General features: G+C 70.5%; 18 protein-coding genes and 1 pseudogene. 2 read left to right on the forward strand and 17 right to left on the reverse strand.

Going from position 1 to position 16,527, the window contains the following annotated elements; all coding sequences use genetic code 11:
* Nucleotides 1-156 precede the first annotated feature (156 nt).
* From AAAZ40_RS07285 to AAAZ40_RS07325, 9 genes are all read right to left on the reverse strand, one after another.
* Entirely contained in the window at nucleotides 157-1,356 is a 1,200-nt protein-coding gene (locus tag AAAZ40_RS07285; protein ID WP_045535801.1) for an NnrS family protein, read from the reverse strand.
* Nucleotides 1,347-2,111, reverse strand: a complete 765-nt coding sequence (locus tag AAAZ40_RS07290) for an ABC transporter ATP-binding protein (protein ID WP_476659744.1) — start codon at nucleotides 2,109-2,111, stop codon at nucleotides 1,347-1,349. The genes AAAZ40_RS07285 and AAAZ40_RS07290 overlap by 10 nt, the downstream gene beginning before the upstream one ends.
* Entirely contained in the window at nucleotides 2,108-2,905 is a 798-nt protein-coding gene (locus AAAZ40_RS07295) for an ABC transporter permease (protein ID WP_476659745.1), read from the reverse strand. The genes AAAZ40_RS07290 and AAAZ40_RS07295 overlap by 4 nt, the downstream gene beginning before the upstream one ends.
* Nucleotides 2,902-3,867: an ABC transporter substrate-binding protein gene (locus AAAZ40_RS07300; RefSeq protein WP_476659746.1), complete on the reverse strand. Its 966-nt coding sequence runs from the start codon at nucleotides 3,865-3,867 to the stop codon at nucleotides 2,902-2,904. The genes AAAZ40_RS07295 and AAAZ40_RS07300 overlap by 4 nt, the downstream gene beginning before the upstream one ends.
* Before the next feature lie 48 nt (nucleotides 3,868-3,915).
* Nucleotides 3,916-4,380, reverse strand: a complete 465-nt coding sequence (locus AAAZ40_RS07305) for a cupin domain-containing protein (RefSeq protein ID WP_476659747.1) — start codon at nucleotides 4,378-4,380, stop codon at nucleotides 3,916-3,918.
* A gap of 116 nt (nucleotides 4,381-4,496) precedes the next feature.
* Nucleotides 4,497-5,648: a thiamine phosphate synthase gene (locus AAAZ40_RS07310; RefSeq protein WP_476659748.1), complete on the reverse strand. Its 1,152-nt coding sequence runs from the start codon at nucleotides 5,646-5,648 to the stop codon at nucleotides 4,497-4,499.
* Nucleotides 5,649-5,677: 29 nt separating this feature from the next.
* Nucleotides 5,678-6,550, reverse strand: coding sequence for a thiazole synthase (locus AAAZ40_RS07315; protein WP_476659749.1), 873 nt, complete (start codon nucleotides 6,548-6,550; stop codon nucleotides 5,678-5,680).
* 16 nt (nucleotides 6,551-6,566) lie between these two features.
* Nucleotides 6,567-6,803, reverse strand: a complete 237-nt coding sequence (gene thiS, locus AAAZ40_RS07320) for a sulfur carrier protein ThiS (protein WP_476659750.1) — start codon at nucleotides 6,801-6,803, stop codon at nucleotides 6,567-6,569.
* A gap of 60 nt (nucleotides 6,804-6,863) precedes the next feature.
* Complete coding sequence (locus tag AAAZ40_RS07325; RefSeq protein ID WP_476659751.1) at nucleotides 6,864-7,991, reverse strand: FAD-dependent oxidoreductase; 1,128 nt, start codon at nucleotides 7,989-7,991, stop codon at nucleotides 6,864-6,866.
* Nucleotides 7,992-8,163: 172 nt separating this feature from the next.
* Here AAAZ40_RS07325 and thiD point away from each other — a divergent pair, with 172 nt between their 5' ends.
* Complete coding sequence (gene thiD, locus AAAZ40_RS07330; RefSeq protein WP_476659752.1) at nucleotides 8,164-9,036, forward strand: bifunctional hydroxymethylpyrimidine kinase/phosphomethylpyrimidine kinase; 873 nt, start codon at nucleotides 8,164-8,166, stop codon at nucleotides 9,034-9,036.
* 78 nt (nucleotides 9,037-9,114) lie between these two features.
* Here thiD and AAAZ40_RS07335 read toward each other — a convergent pair whose 3' ends face one another.
* Entirely contained in the window at nucleotides 9,115-9,534 is a 420-nt protein-coding gene (locus AAAZ40_RS07335) for a DUF302 domain-containing protein (RefSeq protein WP_476659753.1), read from the reverse strand.
* A gap of 121 nt (nucleotides 9,535-9,655) precedes the next feature.
* The gene (locus AAAZ40_RS07340) at nucleotides 9,656-10,210 is read right to left on the reverse strand and encodes a DUF302 domain-containing protein (protein WP_476659754.1); all 555 of its coding nucleotides are present in this window, start codon (nucleotides 10,208-10,210) and stop codon (nucleotides 9,656-9,658) included.
* A 237-nt stretch (nucleotides 10,211-10,447) separates the two neighbouring features.
* Between AAAZ40_RS07340 and AAAZ40_RS07345 the strand changes: the two genes are divergently transcribed.
* A complete protein-coding gene (locus tag AAAZ40_RS07345) occupies nucleotides 10,448-11,116 on the forward strand; it encodes a Crp/Fnr family transcriptional regulator (RefSeq protein ID WP_476659755.1) in 669 nt (222 codons plus the stop codon).
* A gap of 106 nt (nucleotides 11,117-11,222) precedes the next feature.
* On the opposite strand, the gene AAAZ40_RS07350 is transcribed toward AAAZ40_RS07345, so the two are convergent.
* The 6 genes and pseudogenes from AAAZ40_RS07350 to AAAZ40_RS07375 all read right to left on the reverse strand — a co-directional run bounded on the left by AAAZ40_RS07350 (nucleotide 11,223) and on the right by AAAZ40_RS07375 (nucleotide 16,493).
* Nucleotides 11,223-12,437 carry an NAD(P)/FAD-dependent oxidoreductase gene (locus tag AAAZ40_RS07350; RefSeq protein ID WP_476659756.1) on the reverse strand — a complete coding sequence of 405 codons (1,215 nt, stop codon included), beginning with the start codon at nucleotides 12,435-12,437 and terminating at the stop codon, nucleotides 11,223-11,225.
* A 9-nt stretch (nucleotides 12,438-12,446) separates the two neighbouring features.
* Nucleotides 12,447-12,776 carry a ferredoxin FdxA gene (gene fdxA / locus AAAZ40_RS07355; protein WP_476659757.1) on the reverse strand — a complete coding sequence of 110 codons (330 nt, stop codon included), beginning with the start codon at nucleotides 12,774-12,776 and terminating at the stop codon, nucleotides 12,447-12,449.
* A 168-nt stretch (nucleotides 12,777-12,944) separates the two neighbouring features.
* Nucleotides 12,945-14,349, reverse strand: a pseudogene (locus tag AAAZ40_RS07360) (sulfate adenylyltransferase subunit 1).
* 1 nt (nucleotide 14,350) lies between these two features.
* Nucleotides 14,351-15,298 carry a sulfate adenylyltransferase subunit CysD gene (gene cysD / locus AAAZ40_RS07365; RefSeq protein ID WP_476659758.1) on the reverse strand — a complete coding sequence of 316 codons (948 nt, stop codon included), beginning with the start codon at nucleotides 15,296-15,298 and terminating at the stop codon, nucleotides 14,351-14,353.
* The gene (locus AAAZ40_RS07370; RefSeq protein WP_476659759.1) at nucleotides 15,295-16,062 is read right to left on the reverse strand and encodes a phosphoadenylyl-sulfate reductase; all 768 of its coding nucleotides are present in this window, start codon (nucleotides 16,060-16,062) and stop codon (nucleotides 15,295-15,297) included. The genes cysD and AAAZ40_RS07370 overlap by 4 nt, the downstream gene beginning before the upstream one ends.
* Nucleotides 16,059-16,493 (reverse strand): DUF934 domain-containing protein, encoded by a 435-nt coding sequence (locus tag AAAZ40_RS07375; protein ID WP_476659760.1) that lies wholly within the window; start codon nucleotides 16,491-16,493, stop codon nucleotides 16,059-16,061. The genes AAAZ40_RS07370 and AAAZ40_RS07375 overlap by 4 nt, the downstream gene beginning before the upstream one ends.
* Nucleotides 16,494-16,527: the final 34 nt, after the last annotated feature.

A 16,527-nucleotide genomic window follows, 5' to 3' on the forward strand; every position in this document is an offset into this window, starting at 1 on the left:
GTGGCGTTGCGCGCTATCTGGAACATAAAACCGCGCCTTTTCGTCCCTGCTGTCGTTGCAAATCCGCGCCATAGTGGCACTATGGCTGTGGTTTGCGCCTAAGCAGGGCCAAAAATCCATCGGTTTTATTTGTCCCATCAAGCGCGCACCACCACACTAGCCGCATTTGTCGTGCGCGCGCCGGGCCGGGTCGGCCATGGCGGGCAGGTAGCCCGTGAGCCAGAGCAGAAAGCTCGCTGCCCACAGCACCGAGGCGGCGGCGTAGGCCCAGGTCGCGTCCATGCCCAGCGCCGGAGCCGCACGCAGCGCCGTCGCCGCCACCAGCAGCAGGGCGGCGGCGACGGCGCTGGGCGGCAGCTGCACCGACTGCCCGGTGTGCAGCCGCCCGGCCACCGCCAGCACACCGATGACCGCCAAGCCCAAGCCGCCCATGACGGTGACGTGCAGCCCGGCCAGTGCCGCCGCGCCGCTGCCCAGGCGCCCCAGCCCCATCAGAATCAGGCCGATGCCAGCGAGTGCGGCCGCGCCGGCCAGCACCAGCACCTCGGGCCTGAAAAAGCGCCAGCCGATGAAGGTGTCGCCAATCCGGTCGAGGAAGGCCGCGCCAGCGCCCAGCAGCAAGAAGGCCTGCACCGCGTTCGACAGGCCGAGCAAATGCGCCGCCAGCGCCACCGCGACCAAGCCGGCCGCGAGGTTGCGTCGGCCCGGGTGCGGCCGAAACGGCGTGCTGGCCTGCGTCGGGTCCAGCACTAGGTTCAGCACCGCTGGCAAGATGCGCGCCAGCGACAGCGCCATCAGTGCCAGAAAGACCAGCACCGCTGCGTGCAGCGCCGCCGAGGCCAGCGCGACGTCGTCGTGCCAGAACGCGAAACGCAGCCCCAGCGCCACCGCAGCAAAGGCCCACAGCCAGCCGGCAAAGGCCCACAGCCGCGCCACCGGTCGCCTCCACGCCAGCCAACTCGCATAGGCCGCCAAGCCACCGTAGAGCAAGGCGTCCAGGGCCGCAGCCAGCGGCAGCAGCGCTTCGGCGCCCCACAGCCCAATCAGGCGCGCCAGCAACCAAGCGCTGGCCAGCGCCCAGAGCGCGCGCCCGCTCAGGCGGGCGGTGCCGGTCCACTCTGGCATGGCCGAGAGCACGAAGCCGATCAGCGCCGCGCCAAAGGCGCCGTAGATCATCTCTTTGCCGTGCCACAGCGCCGCTGGCATGCCGGCAGCGCTGGGTAAGGTGTAGCCCAGCAGCAGCACCCACAGCAGCGGCCAGAGCGCGGCATGCAACGCCGCCAGCGGGAAGAACAGGCGCAAGGCCTCGAACGTCAGGCCCGCGCCCATGCGTTGCAGGCGCGGTTTCAACTCCATCCGGCCGTCCTTTCGTCGCTGCCCTCGACGGCTTGAAACAACGCATCGTGGGCCAGCCAGCCGTGGGCGGTCTCGAACACTGTGCGCGCATCGCGTGCGCCGGGAACGCCGGGCACGACACGCTCGCCGGCCAAGCCACGGCCACCGGCGTCGAGCACCAAAACGCGGTGGGCGATGCGCACCGCTTCTTGCACGTCGTGGGTCACGAACAGCGCGCCAAAGCCGTGGCGGCTGGCGGCTTCGATCACCAAATCTTGCATCGCACGGCGCAAGCCCGGGTCCAGCGCGGTGAAGGGTTCGTCGAAATAGACGAAGTCGGGCGCTGGCGCCAGCGCCCGCGCGATCGCCACGCGCTGGCGCATGCCACCCGAGAGCTCGACCGGGTACTTGCCGAGGTCGGCGGGGTCGAAATGCGCCAGCGCCGCGACCTCGGCCACGCGCGCGTCCCGCGCCGCTCGCCCCAGTCCGGACAGCCGCAGCGGGTAGGCGATGTTCTGGGCCGCAGTCGCCCAGGGCAGCAGGCGCGGTTCCTGAAAGACCATCGCGTGCCGGCGGTAGCCGCGCTCCAGCGTGCCACGCAGCGGGTCGAGGATGCCTGCGGCGATCGCCAGCAGCGTCGATTTGCCCGAACCCGAAGGCCCGAGCAGCGCCGCGACCTCGCCGGCGTGCAGGTGCAGCCGCACGTCTTCGAGCACGTAGCGGCCAAAGTAGGCGTGGCCGATGCCTTCGAGCACCAGTGCGGGCGGCCGACTCAACGCTTGACCCCCCAGGGTTGGGCGGCGCTGCGCCAGCGCTCGAGCTGGGAGCGGATTGGTTGCAGCAGCGCGTACTCGAGCAGCAGCAGCAGCGCAACGGCGATCAGCACCCACGACATTGCCGCCGTGACGTCGAGGCGCGAGCGCGCGTTGGCCAGTTCGGTGCCGATGCCGCCGGTGTTGGTCAGCAGCTCGGCCATCACCGCCACCTTGACCGCAGTGCCCAGCGCCACCGCGAGCGCTGGGAACAGGTGCGCAGCCAAATGGCGCAGCGACAGGTGGTAAAAGCGCTGCAGCGCCGAAGCGCCAAAGACGCGCGCCATGTCGTCGAGCCCGCGTTCGCGCGTGGCGATGCCTTGGGCGGCGGCACCAAAGACGATCGGCGTTGCGGCGATCACCACCGTGGCCACGACCGTGCCGTCGCTGGCGCCAAACCAGATCATCGCCAGCACGATCCAAGCGATGGGTGGCACGCCCAGCAGCACGGTCATCAGGGGCCGCGCGGCGAGCAGCGTGGCCATCGAGTAACCGGCGGCGATGCCGACCACGGTGGCTATGCTGGCGGCGACTGCAAAGCCGGTCGCGGCGCGCAGCGCGGTGGTGCTGGTTGCCTCGGCAAAAAGCGGGTCGCTCAGGGTCGCGCCGATCTGCTGTAGCGTCGCGACCGGGGCCGGCAGGATGAAGCTGCCGTAGGCCTCATGCCCGGCCTGCCAAGCCGCAGCCAGCAGGCACAGCCCCGCCAGCCCGGCCCAGCCCGACCACAAAAAGTTGCCCAGCCGACCGAGCCAAGTCATAGGTAAAAGTCATCGGCGGGCAGGCGGCCGCCGATCAGACCGATATCGCCTTCGGCCACCACGCGCAGATAGGTCTCGAGCGCCGGTCGCGCCTGGCGTGCGCGGTGCGCGACCAGGAGCGAGTGGGCAATCGACTGCTCGATCACCGGGGCCGGCAGGCCGAGCACGCCGGCTGCGGCTTGGGCCGCCGCGGCTGGGTTGGCGCGCGCGTAGGCGACGGCGCGCCCCAGACCGGCTTGCAGGGCCTCGACCGCTTGCGGGTGCTCGGTGCGCCAGCCGTCGCGCAGCGCCAACCCGGCTTGGGGCACGCTGGCATGACCAAAGTGCCGACCGAAGGCGGCTTGCACGTCGAAGGCGCGCACCAGCGTGCGGCCAGCGCGCGCAGCGCCGATGAGGGCGGCGCTGGCCGCTGGCTCGGGCAGCATCGCGGCATCGACACGCCCGGCCAGCAGCAGTTGCGCCGCCTCGGCCGGGGTGCCGGCGGGCTGAATGCGCAGGTCGCGCGCCGGGTCCAGCCCATCGGCACGGGCCAGCCGGCGAAACACCAACCCGGGTGAATCGTTGATGAACGGCAGGGCGAGCGAGCGTCCGCGCAGCGCGTTCAGGTCGGCCATCGGCTCGGCTGCGACGAGGGTGTTCAGGCCTTCGGTCATGACGTTGAGCAGGCGCAGCCCCAAGCCGCGGTTGTGCAGGTTGGCCGCCGTCACGGTCGGCACGATCGAGGTCTGGATCGTGCCGGCGGCGAGCCCGGCGCGCAGCTCGTCGGGGTCGCGCCAGATGCGCACCGAGAGCTGGCCGGCGACCGTTGACAGAAAGCCCTGTTGCACCGCCACGGCAAGCACCGCGCTGGGCGTGGAAGGTGGGCCCCACAGCACCAGTTCGCTGGGGCGGGCGAATGCGGGCAACGCAGGCAATGCCAGCAGCGCGCTGCTGGCCAGAAGGTGGCGGCGGGACAAGCTCATGGGATGGCTCCTGGGGGTTAAAGGCAAATGGCTGCAGCGCGTGGCGCATCAGGGCTGCGCCGCGTCGGTGCGCGCGGCGGTGGGCTCGAGGTCGGGCCCAGGGTCGTGCTCCAGCGCGGACAGTCGCGCCACCAGGCTGGCAGGCAACGCGGCACGCAGCGTTGGAATGGCCCACAGCAGCGCGCCGTTTTCTTGCGCGGCCAGGAAGTGGGTGTTGCCACGCGGAATCAGCAGCAGGGTGCCCGCTTCGTGCAGGCGCAGCGCGGCGGCGTCAAAGTGCGCGCCGTCGGCATACAGCACCGGGCCGCGCACCACCAGCAGCAGCACCAAGTCGGGGTGCGCGTGGCCGTGGGGTGCGATGCGGCCGTGGGGCGGGATTTCGGTCAGCGCGGCGATGCCACCGGGTTGCAAGGACGACAGCAGGATGCAGCGCTGCGCGGCCCCGGCGTGCACCGGCTGACGCGGCAATTCGGCGGGATTGACCACGATGGTTGGCGGGTTGGTGGACGGCATAGACAAGGTGCTGCTTCAACCGCATTGTAAGGCAAATGCGAGTCAGTCGCAATAATGTTTATAAGCAATTCGCAGCCAAGCCGCCTGATCGGGCATCTGCTGGCAGTGGTTTGGAATCAAGCGCCGGTCAGGGGCCTGAGTTCAGCCCAGCGCCGCTGCAACGCCTGGGCGGCGGTGACGGGGTCGGGGCTGGCGGTCAGGGCCCGCACCACGGCAAAGGCGCCGACGCCGCTGGCGGCGATGGCGGGCAGTTGCTCCAGGCCGATGCCGCCTATGGCCACGCTGGGCAGCGGTGGCTGCAGGCGCGCGAGCAACTGCGCGTAGGCGCGCAGCCGCGCGCTACCCTGGGGCGCGGTGGGCATGGCTTTGAGGGTGGTGGGAAACACGGCGCCCAGCGCAATGTAGCTCGGGCGCAGGGCGGCAGCGCGCAGCAGTTCGGCGTAGCCGTGGGTGCTGATGCCCAGGCGCAGCCCGGCGGCGCGCATCTGCTGCAGCGCCGCTGCGGGCAGGGCGTCGAGGTCTTCCTGGCCCAGGTGCACGCCGTAGGCACCGGCTTCGATGGCGGCTTGCCAGTGGTCGTTGATGTACAGGCGCGGCTGGGGTGGCGCGGCTGGGTGCAGCTTGCTGCGCTGGGCGGGGCCGCTGGTGGCTGCGTGGGCTGGCGCGCCTGCTGCCCCGATGGCGGCCACGGCGGCGCGCACCTCGGCCGCGACGGCGGCGGCACGTTCGGCTGCGGGCAGGGCGGGGTCGGGTTTGTAGCGCAGTTGCAGCGTCGGCACGCCAGCGGCGGCCAGGCGTTGCACCCAGGCGGCATCTGGCAGCACGGCGTACAGACCCAGCGCCAGCGGGCAGGGGGCGAAGGACGTGGGCTCGGCTTGCGGGTCGGGGTCGAGTTTGGCGTGCGGTGTGCCTGCTCGGGTGGCGCTGGCGTGCGGTGGCGGGTGTTGAGGGTCTGGCGGCTTTGGGCGCTGGGCGCTGGCAGGTTCGGCATCAAGGCCAAAGTCCAGCGGATCGTCGGGCCAGTCGGCGCGCCAGCGGCCTTCGCGTGCGCTGCGCCTGGCCCAAGCCTGTGCGATCACGGTCGCGTCGGCCTCGATGAAGCCGAGTCGGCGCGCCAAGGCCCAGGCGAGGTCGTGGGCGCTGTGGCTGGCGGGCAGGGCGCTGGGGTCGGCCTGGGCTTCGATGGCCAAAGCGGCGTGCTGGCGCACCAAGGCGTCGAGGTGGGCGGGGGCGGCGGGGGTGGAGGCCACGGCGGGGTTGGGGTGCATCGGCGCGGGCGCGAGCGTTCTGACGCCTTTCAGGCCTGGTGCCAAAAGGGCGTGCCCAGCACCGGCGTGCTGGGCTGGGCGCAGTCCTGCGGGTGCATGGCCCCGGCCAGAAAGGCGGCGCGCCCGGCACGCACCGCCGCCGCAAACGCCGCCGCCATGCGCACCGGGTCGAGCGCCAGCGCCACCGCGGTGTTGAGCAGCACGCCGTCGTAGCCCCACTCCATGACCTGGCAGGCGTGCGAGGGCAGCCCGAGGCCGGCGTCGATCAGCAGCGGCACCTGCAGGCGCTCGCGCAGGGTGCGCAGCGCGAGCGGGTTCAGCGGCCCCCTGCCGGTGCCGATCGGGGCCGCCCAGGGCATGACGGCCTCACAGCCGACATCGACCAGGCGCTGGCACAGCACCAGGTCTTCGGTGCTGTAGGGCAGCACCTTGAAGCCGCGCCGCAGCAACTGGTCGGCGGCGCCGACGAGGTTGAGCGTGTCGGGCTGCAGGGTGTAGTCGTCGCCGATGATTTCGAGCTTGATCCAGTCGGTGCCGTAGAGCTCGCGCGCCATTTCGGCGGTGCCGATCGCCTCTTGCACGCTGTGGCAGCCGGCGGTGTTGGGCAGCAGCGGCGTCTGCATGTTTTGCAGCAGCGTCCAGAAGCTGCGGCTGGACTCGGCGTTGGCGGCACTCTGGCGCCGCAGCGCGGCCGTGAGCATGGCGGGTTGCGCGGCTGCCACGGCCTGCTCGAGCAGCGCCGGCGAGGGGTAGCGCGCCGTGCCCAGCAACAAGCGACTGGAAAAATGCTGGCCGTAGAGGATCAGGGGATCGGCGGCGGGGGCCGCAGGGGCCGCATGTGCGGGGGGCGCTGGGGGGGCGGCGGTGTGGGCGGCGGATGGGGGGGCGGGGTTGGGGTTCATGCTGCAGGCGGCGGGCTCAGCCGCCGGTGACGGGGGAAATGAGCTCGATCCGGTCGCCTTCGGCCAGCGCAGTCTGCGCGTACTGGTTTTTGGGGACGAATTGCAGATTGAGGGCGGCAGCAAAGGGCTCGGTTGGGCGCGCGGCGGCCAGCGCATCGGCCAGTGTGGCGCTTGCGGGCAGCTCCAGCGCTTGCTGGTTGAGCCAGACGCGCAGCGGGGCGGGGGCGGAGGGAGCGGCAGATGGGGCGGTCATGAGGAGATTGTCCAGGGAGCGGCCCAAGCGGGCATCGAGGCGAGCACCTCGAAGTGTGCATCAAGCCGCAAGCGCCTGCGCACAGGGCTCGAAACGCAATGCAAGCCGATCGGCCAGATCGCGCTGGCCGTGCTGCACGTATTCCAGCACCGCGTCGCACACCGCCGGCCCGATCAGGTAGCCGTGGCGAAACAGGCCGTTGATCTGCAGCACCTGCGGCGCGCACTCGCGCACCAGCGGTTGGTGGTCGGGCAGGGTCGGGCGGCACTGGCTTTGCAGCCCGACGATGCGCGCCTCGCCAAAGCCGGGGTGTACGGCGTAAGCGGCACTGAGCAGCTCGAGCGCCGAGCGCGCGCTGACCTCAGACACATCCTCGGACTCGATCTGGGTGGCGCCGACGACGAAAAAATGGTCTTGCTTGGGCGCGATGTACAGCGGGTAGCGCGGGTGCAGCAGCCGCGTCGGGCGCTGGAGCGTGACGCCGGGGGCGTACAGGCAGGCGACTTCGCCGCGCACGCCGCGCAGCGGCTGCTGCGCGGCGCTCCAGTCGGCTTGTGCTCCCAGGCCACGGCAGTCGAGCACCCAGCCGCCGTGCGTGCGCTGCCAGTCCTGCGCTTGGGCCAGGCTGGTGGGCCGCTGCCAGTGCAGGTCGGCGCCGAGCGCTTGCAATTCGGTCGCCAGCGCCTGCAGCAGCTGGTGGTTGTCGAGTTGGCCCTCTTGGGGCAAATAAATCCCGCTCTGGAAGTGCCCAACCACGCTGGGCTCGAGGGCGGCGAGTTGCTGCGCGTTGAGCGCTTGCGCGGCCTGCAGTTCGGGCACCTGCTGCACCGTCTGCGCCCAGACGCGGCTCAGGCGCTGGGCTTCGGCGGCGTCCTGGCGGTGCCAGAGGATGAGCGTGCCGTCTTGCTGAAAATACACTGGCTGCGCCAGCGTGGCAATCAGCTCGCGCCAGCGCGGCAGCGCGTACAACCCCATGCGCACCACGTTGGGTTCGGCCACGGCGGCTTCGGCCAGCGGCGCCAGCATGGCGGCGGCTACCCAGGCGGCAGCGCCTTGGTCGTCGGCGCTGCGCGCTTCGTGCAGCGTGACCGCATGGCCGCTGCGCGCCAGCGCCAGGCCGAGCAAGCGGCCCAGTAGGCCTGCACCCAGGATGAGCACCGGGGCGGGGAGGGGACGGTTCGCAGGCATAAGGGGACAGAGGGCGTTGTTGAAAGGGTGCGACTGTGGGGTTCGATTGGGCCACGCTCGAGCGCGAGCACGGCTTGCAGCCAGGCCGATTATGAATTGAACCTGCGGGCCAGCGGGCTGACGCAGCCCCCATGCGCCCATAATCGTCCTTGACGCAGCTCAAACTATCTTCATGTTGCCCGACCCAGACAAGGCCCAGCCCTCCAGCCGCCCATGGCGCTGCGCGCGCGTGCTCACCATCGCCGGCAGCGACAGCGGCGGCGGCGCCGGCATACAGGCCGACCTGAAAACCTTTGCCGCGCTGGGCTGCTACGGCATGAGCGCGATCACCGCGTTGACGGCGCAAAACACGCTCGGGGTGCGCGCCATCCACGCCGTGCCCGCAAGCTTTCTGGAGCAGCAGATGGCTGCGGTGTTCGAGGACATCGGCGTCGATGCGGTCAAGATCGGCATGTTGCACGCGCCCGAGGTGGTGCGGGTGGTGGCGCGCGCGCTGGACCGCTACGCGCCGCCCTGGGTGGTGCTGGACCCGGTGATGGTCGCCACCAGCGGCGATGCGCTGATCGAGCCCGAAACCGTGGCCCTGCTGCGCACCGAACTGTTGCCGCGCGCCAGCCTGGTCACGCCCAACCTCGACGAGGCCGCGCTGCTGCTCGGGCACCCCGTGCCCGACGAAGCGGCGCTGGACGCCGCCGCCGCCGACCTGCTGGCGCTGGGTGCGCGCGCCGTGCTGCTCAAGGGCGGGCACCTGCAGGGCGCGCATTTGACCGACCTGTTGGCCTGCGCCGACACCCCCCCCGCTGCCTGGCTGCGCTTGCGTGGGCCGCGCATCGCCAGCCGCAACATCCACGGCACCGGCTGCACCCTGGCTGCAGCCATAGCCGCGCAGTTGGCGCTCGGCTTGTCGCTGGCGCAGGCTGTGCAGGCGGCGCACGCCTGGGTGCGCGCCGCCATCGAGGCCGGCGCCGGCGCGCGCATCGGCGCCGGGCACGGCCCGCTCAACCACGGCTTTGCGCCGCTGGCGCTGCGGCGGCTGCAGGGCTAGACCAGCCGCTGAGGCCAATTTCGGCGGGATATCCTCAACGGCGCGGCACCGGGCAGGGTGCGACGCTCATAGCCTGTCTCAGGGCGTGGCCGACTGGGCTGCGGCATCGAGCCGCTCGAGCACCCGGCGCAGCGTCGCGTGCGCCAGTTCGCAGGCCGCGTGCACCTCGGTGTTGGCCGACTGCGCGGCGATCACGCGCGGGTCCTGCAGCACGATGCGCGTGCGGCCGGGGCTGGACTCGGACGCACCGCCGCCGCACGGCAGCAGCGCCGCGATGTCGGACTCGGCCTCCAGCAGCGCGTGCGCCACCTTCGGGCTGCAGATGCCCAGCAGCTTCTGCGGGTGCGAGTCGATGCCGAGTTTGGCCTTCAGTGTGGCCTGCACATCGACTTCGCTGACGATGCCCATCTGCTCGGCGGCCAGCGCGGCACGCAGCGTCTCGATGGCCGCCGACAGCGGCTGGGCGAGTTCGACGGCAAAGGCGTAGGGTCTGTTCATGAGGGCGATCCCCTTGGGTTGCTGGACTGGACCATGTGGCGCAGGTCGGGCGCAGGGCGCAATGTTACCCGCGTCGGCCTCCGTCGCGCCTGCAGCCTTGCAGCTTCGGCGCGACGCTCGTTCAGGAGCCGAGCTTCCTCAGCGTGGCCCGGATGATTTGCTCCATCTCTTCGCCCGACTTCCTGATGATGGTACCCGCATGGCCGCCGACCATTGCGGCCATGGCGACCGAATTCATGCGCGAGATGATGACCCTGCCGGTGCTGGTCTGGTAGATCGCGACGCGGCAGGGAATCATCGACGCGACAAAGCGGGTTTCGTCCCTGGACAGCAGATCGGCGCTGTACCTGGCGCTGCAGGCGTCAAACACCAGCACCGGGTGTACCGTGAAGCCACGCTCGGACAGGATGCCGGCCATGTTGGTGACGTCGAGCACGCTCCAGCCGCCAGCCGTCAACGCCTCGCGGAACGCCGCGACCGTGGGCACCAAGGCCTTGGGGCTGGTGTCTTCCAGAAACAGCGCTGGCATCGCAGGCTTGGCCGGTGCCTGAGTCTGCGTCTGGGCTTGGGCACTGGCCATTGCGGTCAAGAACCAGAGGGCGATGGCCAGCAGCAGCCAAGCGGTGCCTTGCAGGAGCGGTTTGCGGATCGAACGGGTCGTGGTCAGAGCGTGCATGGAGGTCTCGGGTTGGTTCTGGATCAAGCGTGGGGTTGCGGTCGTGGCCTTCGTGGCCCTCGTGCGACCGGCATGGGGATGCGAGTTGAATTATGGGGGCTTGGCAGGCTGCGGTCTGCAACCCAGGTAGCAGACTGACCCCGCGCGATCCTGCAAGAATGTTGCCATGCCATCCTGTCAGCGTGACCCAGCGGCTCCATCCCGTGCGCAACCGTTTGAACCTCGACGAAGCAAGCAATGAACCACACCTTGAACACGGGCGCTTTGCTGCTCGCCCGCTTTCCGGTGTTGGCCGAGTTGCCGGCGGCACGGCTGGCTGAGCTGCTGGCCGCCGCACCGCTGCTCCAGGCCCCTGCGGGCAGCGTGCTGTTCAAGCCCGCCATGCCGTGCGAGGGTTTCCTGCTGGTGCTCGAAGGCAGCGTGCGCGTGGCCAAGACCTCGCCGAATGGCCGCGAGATCGTGCTCTACCGCGTCAGCCCCGGCGAGGCCTGCATCCTGTCGGGCGGACGCCTGCTGAGCGCGACCGCGTATGCGGCCCAAGGTAGCGCCGAAACCGACGCGACGCTGCTGTGCATCCCGGCCCACTGGTTCCAGGAGCTGATCCTGCAGCACCCTGCCTTTCTCCACTTCGTGTTCGACATGTACGGGGCCCGGCTGGCCGATGTGGTTGAACTGCTCGGGGAGGTCGCGTTCCGACGACTCGACGCGCGGCTGGCGCGGCTGTTGATCCAGCGCGGCCCGGTGCTCGAGGCCACACACCAGAACCTGGCGGATGAGTTGGGCAGCGTGCGCGTGTTCGTGAGCCGGCTGTTGCGCAAGTTCGAGCAAAGGGGTTGGGTCCGGCTCGAGCGTGAACGGGTGACGGTGCTGGACCCGAAGGCGCTGCTCGAGTTTGCCCAGCAATAGCGCCCCGCGTTGGGCAGCGAGGTCGCAATCGTCGGGCTGCACGAGCGCTTGAGCACGCCTGACCAAGGGCCCAGAAGCAGCGAGCGCAACTGCGGCGGCTTGCCGCTCACGCCGGCCCTGCTGCTGGCCATCCTGCCCCCGCACCACCCCCCACCCCCAGCAACTGCTGCAGTCGCGGGCTGGTGGTGGTGTATTGCAGCAACTGGCGCTGGCCGGGGCGCAGTTGGGCGGCGGCGGCGAACGCGGCCAGGGTGGCTTCGTGAAAGGCGCAGATGATGAGTTTGCGTTTGCCGGGGTAGTGGTTGATGTCGCCCACGGCATACAGGCCGGGTTCGGCGGTGGCCATGGTGGCGCTGTCCACGGGCAGCAGTTTGCGCTGTAGCGCCAGGCCCCAGTCGGCCAGCGGCCCGAGTTTGGGGCTCAGGCCCAGGCGCGGCAACAGCAGGTCGCAGGGCAGGGTGGTTTGGCCGCCGCCAGGGGTGGCCAGCAGCAGGGCCTGCAGGGTTGGGGGCGGCGGCTCCGATCGTGGCGCGGGTGCTGCAGCCGCTTGTGGCAGCGGCGCATCCGGTTCCCGCTGCGCCTGAGCCGGCCCAGCCGCGCCGGCGTCGGCGCCGCAGACGATGCCCACCGGCTGGCCGAGCACGAGCTGCAGCGTCTGCGCGGCCAGCGCTCGGTCCAGGGTGGCCTGCAGCGCGGGCTCGATCTGCAGGCGCTCGCTGCGGTGCAGCAAGGTGATGGGGTTCGGCCCCGTTGGTGGCGCCCGTTCAAGCGCCAGCGCCAGCTCCACTGCAGCCGCGTCGCCCCCGTGCACCACGATGTGCCGTGCAGCGGCCAGTGCGGCCTCGGGGGGCGGGTCGTGGTAGCAGACTTGGGCTGGCGCGCTGTGCTCGAAGGGCTCGAGCTCGGGCAGGGCTACTTTGCGTGGCACAAAGGCGCCGACGCCAGCGGCGATGAACACCGTGGGCGCCAGCCACTGCTGCCCGCCATGTTGCCCGCTGCGGCTGTGCACCAGCCAGCGCCCGTCGGGCTGGCGCTGCAGGCTGCTCACGAGCTGGCCCAAGTGCAGCGGCGGCTTGAAGGGGCGCAGTTGCTGCAGCAGGCGCTGGCTGAGTTCGCGGCCGCTGCACACCGGCAGGCCGGGCAGGTCGTAGATCGGTTTATCGGGGTAGAGCGCGGCGCACTGGCCACCGGGTTCGGGCAGCACATCGACCAGCTGGCAGGCAATCTCTTGCAGCCCGAGCTGAAAGGCCAAAAAAAGCCCAGCCGGCCCGGCCCCGATGATCAGGGCCTGCGTTTCGATCGGCGCTGGTGTGAGGGCCAAGGGGAGATGTCAGCGTTTGAGCAGGGGCAGCTTGCCGGTCATGTCCTTGTGCGCGTCGGCGTCGGGCAGCGGCGCCTTGCGCTTGGTGATGCTTTTCCAGCCCGGCAGGCGCGCCAGTTCGGCGTTGAGGGCGATCATGTGCTGCTGGTCGCGCGGCACGTCTTCCTCGGGGTAGATGGCGCTCACCGGGCACTCGGGGATGCAGACGGCGCAGTCGATGCACTCGTCGGGGTCGATGGTGAGGAAGTTGGGGCCTTCGCGGAAGCAATCCACGGGACAGACATCGACGCAGTCGGTGTATTTGCAGGCGATGCAGGCTTCGGTTACTACGTGGGTCATGACTCGGTGACTCGGTGACTCGGTGGCTCGGTGGCTCGGTGGCTCGGTGGCTCGGTGGCTCGGTGGCTCGGTGGCTCGGTGGCTCGGTGGCTCGGGGCGCGGGCTAAAGGAGGAGGAGGACGAAAGCCCGGATTTTAGGGCTTCGGGGTGCGCCAGTCCGAGGGGTGGTCAATCCAGCAACACCGCGGCGGCGGTGCGGTGGCTGGCGCTGTCCACCAATATCAAGGCCCCGAGCGCGCGCGACTGCGCGTAGGTCAGCGCCGGCAGCGGCGCTTGCAGTTGCAGCTCGAACGCGGCCGATGCCGTTGGCCTCGAGTCGCGCGGCGCTCTGTTGCTCCAGCGTGTGGATGTCGAGCCGGTGCAGCACCCGCGTGACCTTGGCCTTGACCCAGCGGTGCTGGTGCAGCGCCCAGTACAGGCGCCCGGGTTGCAGCGCCTCGTCGTCGAGCCAGGCCAGGGTGGCGCTCAAACTTTGGCGTGCTGGGTAGGGGCCGACCTGGGCTTGAGCGGGAGTGGTGGCGGCATCTGCGCCATGGCTGGCCAGCAACCAGTCGCCGCGCGAGACGTCGAGTTCGCGCTCGAGCAGCACGCCGGCGCTGTGCCCGGCGGCCACGGCCTGGGGCTGGCGGCAGCGGTTCAGCACCTGCACCACGCGCGCGCGCTGGCCGCTGGGGAACACCTGCACCTCGTCACCGGCCTGGATGCGCCCGGCCGCAACCCGGCCCCAAAAGACGCGCCGCCCGTGCGCCGGGGCCGCTGCCGCAGCCCCCTCGTGGTTGCCAACTCCAGCCGTGCCAGCCTGCGCCAGCTCGGCCGCTTGCACATCGGCGGCGCCGGGTTTTTCCACCCACTGCACCGGCAACGCCAGTGCGGCCTCGGGCGCCGGGGCAGTGTTGGGCAGTTGCTCGAGCACCTCGAGCAGCGTGGGGCCGTGGTAGCCGCACCAGCCGTCGTGGCCGTGGCCGCGATCGACCACGTTCCAGCCCTTGAGCGCAGACAGCGGCAGCACGGCGTGCGCCGCCAGCCCGGCCTGCTGGGCAAAGCGCAGCAAGGCGGCGCGGATGTGGGCAAAGGCCAGCGCGGCATCGGCCACAGCGTCGAGCTTGTTGACGGCAAACACCAGACTGGGCACACGCAGCAGGTGGCACAGCAGGGCGTGGCGGCGCGTTTGCGCCAGCAGGGCCAGGTCGGGGCGCTGCCAGTCGAGCTTGGTGGCATCGACCAGCAGCACGGCGGCGTCGGCGCTGGAGGCGGCGGTGACCATGTTGCGCGTGTACTGCTCGTGCCCGGGGGCGTCGCCGATGATGAACTTGCGCCGCTCACTGCTGAAGTAGCGGTAGGCGACGTCGATGGTGATGCCTTGCTCGCGCTCGGCCATCAGGCCGTCGGTCAGGCGCGCGAGGTCGAGCTGCGCGCCCGCGTCGGCCTCATCGGGCGCGGGGCTGGGGCTGCTGTGCGTGATGCCGGCCAAGTGGTCTTGCAGCACCGCTTTGCTGTCGAGCAGCAGGCGGCCGATGAGCGTGCTCTTGCCGTCGTCGACCGAGCCGCAGGTAATGAAGCGCAGCGCATCCATATCAAAAATACCCTTCGAGTTTGCGTTTTTCCATCGAGGCCTCGCTGGTCTGGTCGTCCATGCGCGTGGCGCCGCGTTCGCTCAACTGGGCGTTGAGGGTTTCGGCGACGATCTGCCCGGCGGTGCTGGCGTGGCTGGCCACCGGGCAGGTGCAGGTGATGTCGCCCACGGTGCGAAAGCGCACGCTCAGGTGCTCGACGGTCTCGCCGGGCTTGGGCGGGGTGAGCTCGGTCACCGGCACCAGCAGGCCGCGCCGCTGCACCACCGGGCGCAGGTGCGCGTAGTACAGGCTGGGCAGGGCGATGCGCTCGCGCTCGATGTATTGCCAGACGTCGATTTCGGTCCAGTTGCTGATCGGAAACACGCGCAAGTGCTCGCACGGTTGCAGCCGGGTGTTGTAGAGCGCCCACAGCTCGGGGCGCTGGTCTTTGGGCTGCCACTGGCCAAAGGCGTTGCGGTGGCTGAAGATGCGCTCTTTGGCGCGCGCTTTTTCTTCGTCGCGCCGGGCGCCGCCGATCAGGGCGTCGAAACGGAATTCGTCGATCGCTTCCAGCAGCGTGACCGACTGGTGCGCGTTGCGGCTCTGGCCCGGGTGCGCCAGGCGCACGCTGCCGCGCGCCATCGAATCCTCGACCCGGCGCACGATCAGTTCGGCCCCGAGTTCGCGCGCGCGCTGGTCGCGGAAGGCCAGCACCTCGGGGAAGTTGTGGCCGGTGTCGATCATCAGCAACGGATAGGGCAGGCGGCCACGGCCAAAGGCTTTTTCGGCACAGCGCAGCAGCACCAGCGAGTCTTTGCCGCCCGAGAACAACAGCGCCGGGCGCTCAAACACGGCGGCGACTTCGCGCAGGATGAAAAGGGTCTCTTCCTCGAGCGCGTCGAGCTGGCTGTTGTCGAGCCGGGGCGCGGCGCGGTGGCCGGGTTGGGGCAGGGGGAGGCGTGCGTTCATGGGTGGCTCCTTTGGTGCAGGCCGCATTCTTTGGCGCTGTCTTGTTCCCACCACCAGCGCCCGGCGCGCAAGTCTTCGCCCACGCTGACGGCGCGGGTGCAGGGCGCGCAGCCGATGCTGGGGTAGAAGCGGTCGTGCAGCGGGTTGTAGTCCAACCCGTGCTCGGCGATGTGGTGCCAGACGTCGCCCCAGCTCCAGTCGGCCAGCGGGTTGATCTGGATCAGGCCGGCGCTGGGCCGGTCGGCGTGTGTGGGGTCGAGGTCGCTGCGGTCGATGGCGGGCACCTCGGCGCGGTGGGCCGATTGTTCGCGCCGCAAGCCGGTGATCCAGGCGCGCTGGCCGTGCAGCGCCCGGCGCAGCGGCTCGACCTTGCGGATGGCGCAGCAGGTTTGGCGCAGGGCCACGCTGCGGCGCATGGCCTCGGTTCCTTCGCACGCCACGAAGGCCTCGGCCACGCCGGGCTGTGGCTGGTACACCCGCAGCGGCTGCGCGCCGGGCTGCGCCGCCCGCGCCTCGGTGCGCGCCAGCAGCGCCAGGGTCTCGGGGTGCAGGGCGCCGGTGTCGAGCACAAACAGCGGAATCGGCAGACCCAGGGCGTCGATCAGGTGCCGGATGACCACGTCTTCGGCCCCGAGGCTGGAGGCCTGCACCAGCGGCTGGTGCTCGCTGGCCGCTTGTTGCAGCAGGGCGCGGCTGCGCGCCAGCTTGGCCTCGAAATCGGCGCTGGGCTGGGCCTGCAGCAGGGCAGCGCGGGCGCTGCTCATGCCAGTGCTCCGATGGCGGTGGTGTGGGCGGCGGCGCGGGCAAAGCGCGGCCGCGGCTGCAGCGCGTCGCCCTGGTAAAAGCCGCCAAACTGTTGCAACAGACGCTGCCCGTGCACCGGGTCTTGGTCGGCGCGCAGCAGGGCTTCGTCGAAGCCGCAGCGCTGCAATTGCAGCAACTGGTCGATCAGCACCTCGCCGGTGGCGCGCAGCAGGCCGCAGTAGCCGCAGCGCCGGCGCAGCAGCACCGCCTGGCTGTAGGCGCGGCCGTCGGTGAATTTGGGCAACTGCAAGTCGATGCGCTGCACGGCGGACAGGTCGAGCGTTGACGCAAGCTGCGCGGCCCAGAGATCGAAATCGGGGGCCAGCGTGAGCACGCTGCCGGCGGGGTCGGGGGCGGCCGCGGCGGCCTCGGTTGGCGTGAGGAGTTTCATGGGCAAAATCGGTTGAAATCGGGGGGGCTGAGTG

It is taken from the genome of Serpentinimonas sp. SMBJO2 (assembly GCF_056341105.1).

Bases quoted from the DNA above. Each gene is read 5' to 3' on its own strand.
- AAAZ40_RS07285 (WP_045535801.1), bottom strand. From the start codon at position 1,356: ATGGAGTTGAAACCGCGCCTGCAACGCATGGGCGCGGGCCTGACGTTC.
- AAAZ40_RS07295 (WP_476659745.1), bottom strand. From the start codon at position 2,905: ATGACTTGGCTCGGTCGGCTGGGCAACTTTTTGTGGTCGGGCTGGGCC.
- AAAZ40_RS07300 (WP_476659746.1), bottom strand. From the start codon at position 3,867: ATGAGCTTGTCCCGCCGCCACCTTCTGGCCAGCAGCGCGCTGCTGGCA.
- AAAZ40_RS07305 (WP_476659747.1), bottom strand. From the start codon at position 4,380: ATGCCGTCCACCAACCCGCCAACCATCGTGGTCAATCCCGCCGAATTG.
- AAAZ40_RS07310 (WP_476659748.1), bottom strand. From the start codon at position 5,648: ATGCACCCCAACCCCGCCGTGGCCTCCACCCCCGCCGCCCCCGCCCAC.
- AAAZ40_RS07315 (WP_476659749.1), bottom strand. From the start codon at position 6,550: ATGAACCCCAACCCCGCCCCCCCATCCGCCGCCCACACCGCCGCCCCC.
- thiS (WP_476659750.1), bottom strand. From the start codon at position 6,803: ATGACCGCCCCATCTGCCGCTCCCTCCGCCCCCGCCCCGCTGCGCGTC.
- AAAZ40_RS07325 (WP_476659751.1), bottom strand. From the start codon at position 7,991: ATGCCTGCGAACCGTCCCCTCCCCGCCCCGGTGCTCATCCTGGGTGCA.
- thiD (WP_476659752.1), top strand. From the start codon at position 8,164: ATGTTGCCCGACCCAGACAAGGCCCAGCCCTCCAGCCGCCCATGGCGC.
- AAAZ40_RS07335 (WP_476659753.1), bottom strand. From the start codon at position 9,534: ATGAACAGACCCTACGCCTTTGCCGTCGAACTCGCCCAGCCGCTGTCG.
- AAAZ40_RS07340 (WP_476659754.1), bottom strand. From the start codon at position 10,210: ATGCACGCTCTGACCACGACCCGTTCGATCCGCAAACCGCTCCTGCAA.
- AAAZ40_RS07345 (WP_476659755.1), top strand. From the start codon at position 10,448: ATGAACCACACCTTGAACACGGGCGCTTTGCTGCTCGCCCGCTTTCCG.
- fdxA (WP_476659757.1), bottom strand. From the start codon at position 12,776: ATGACCCACGTAGTAACCGAAGCCTGCATCGCCTGCAAATACACCGAC.
- cysD (WP_476659758.1), bottom strand. From the start codon at position 15,298: ATGAACGCACGCCTCCCCCTGCCCCAACCCGGCCACCGCGCCGCGCCC.
- AAAZ40_RS07370 (WP_476659759.1), bottom strand. From the start codon at position 16,062: ATGAGCAGCGCCCGCGCTGCCCTGCTGCAGGCCCAGCCCAGCGCCGAT.
- AAAZ40_RS07375 (WP_476659760.1), bottom strand. From the start codon at position 16,493: ATGAAACTCCTCACGCCAACCGAGGCCGCCGCGGCCGCCCCCGACCCC.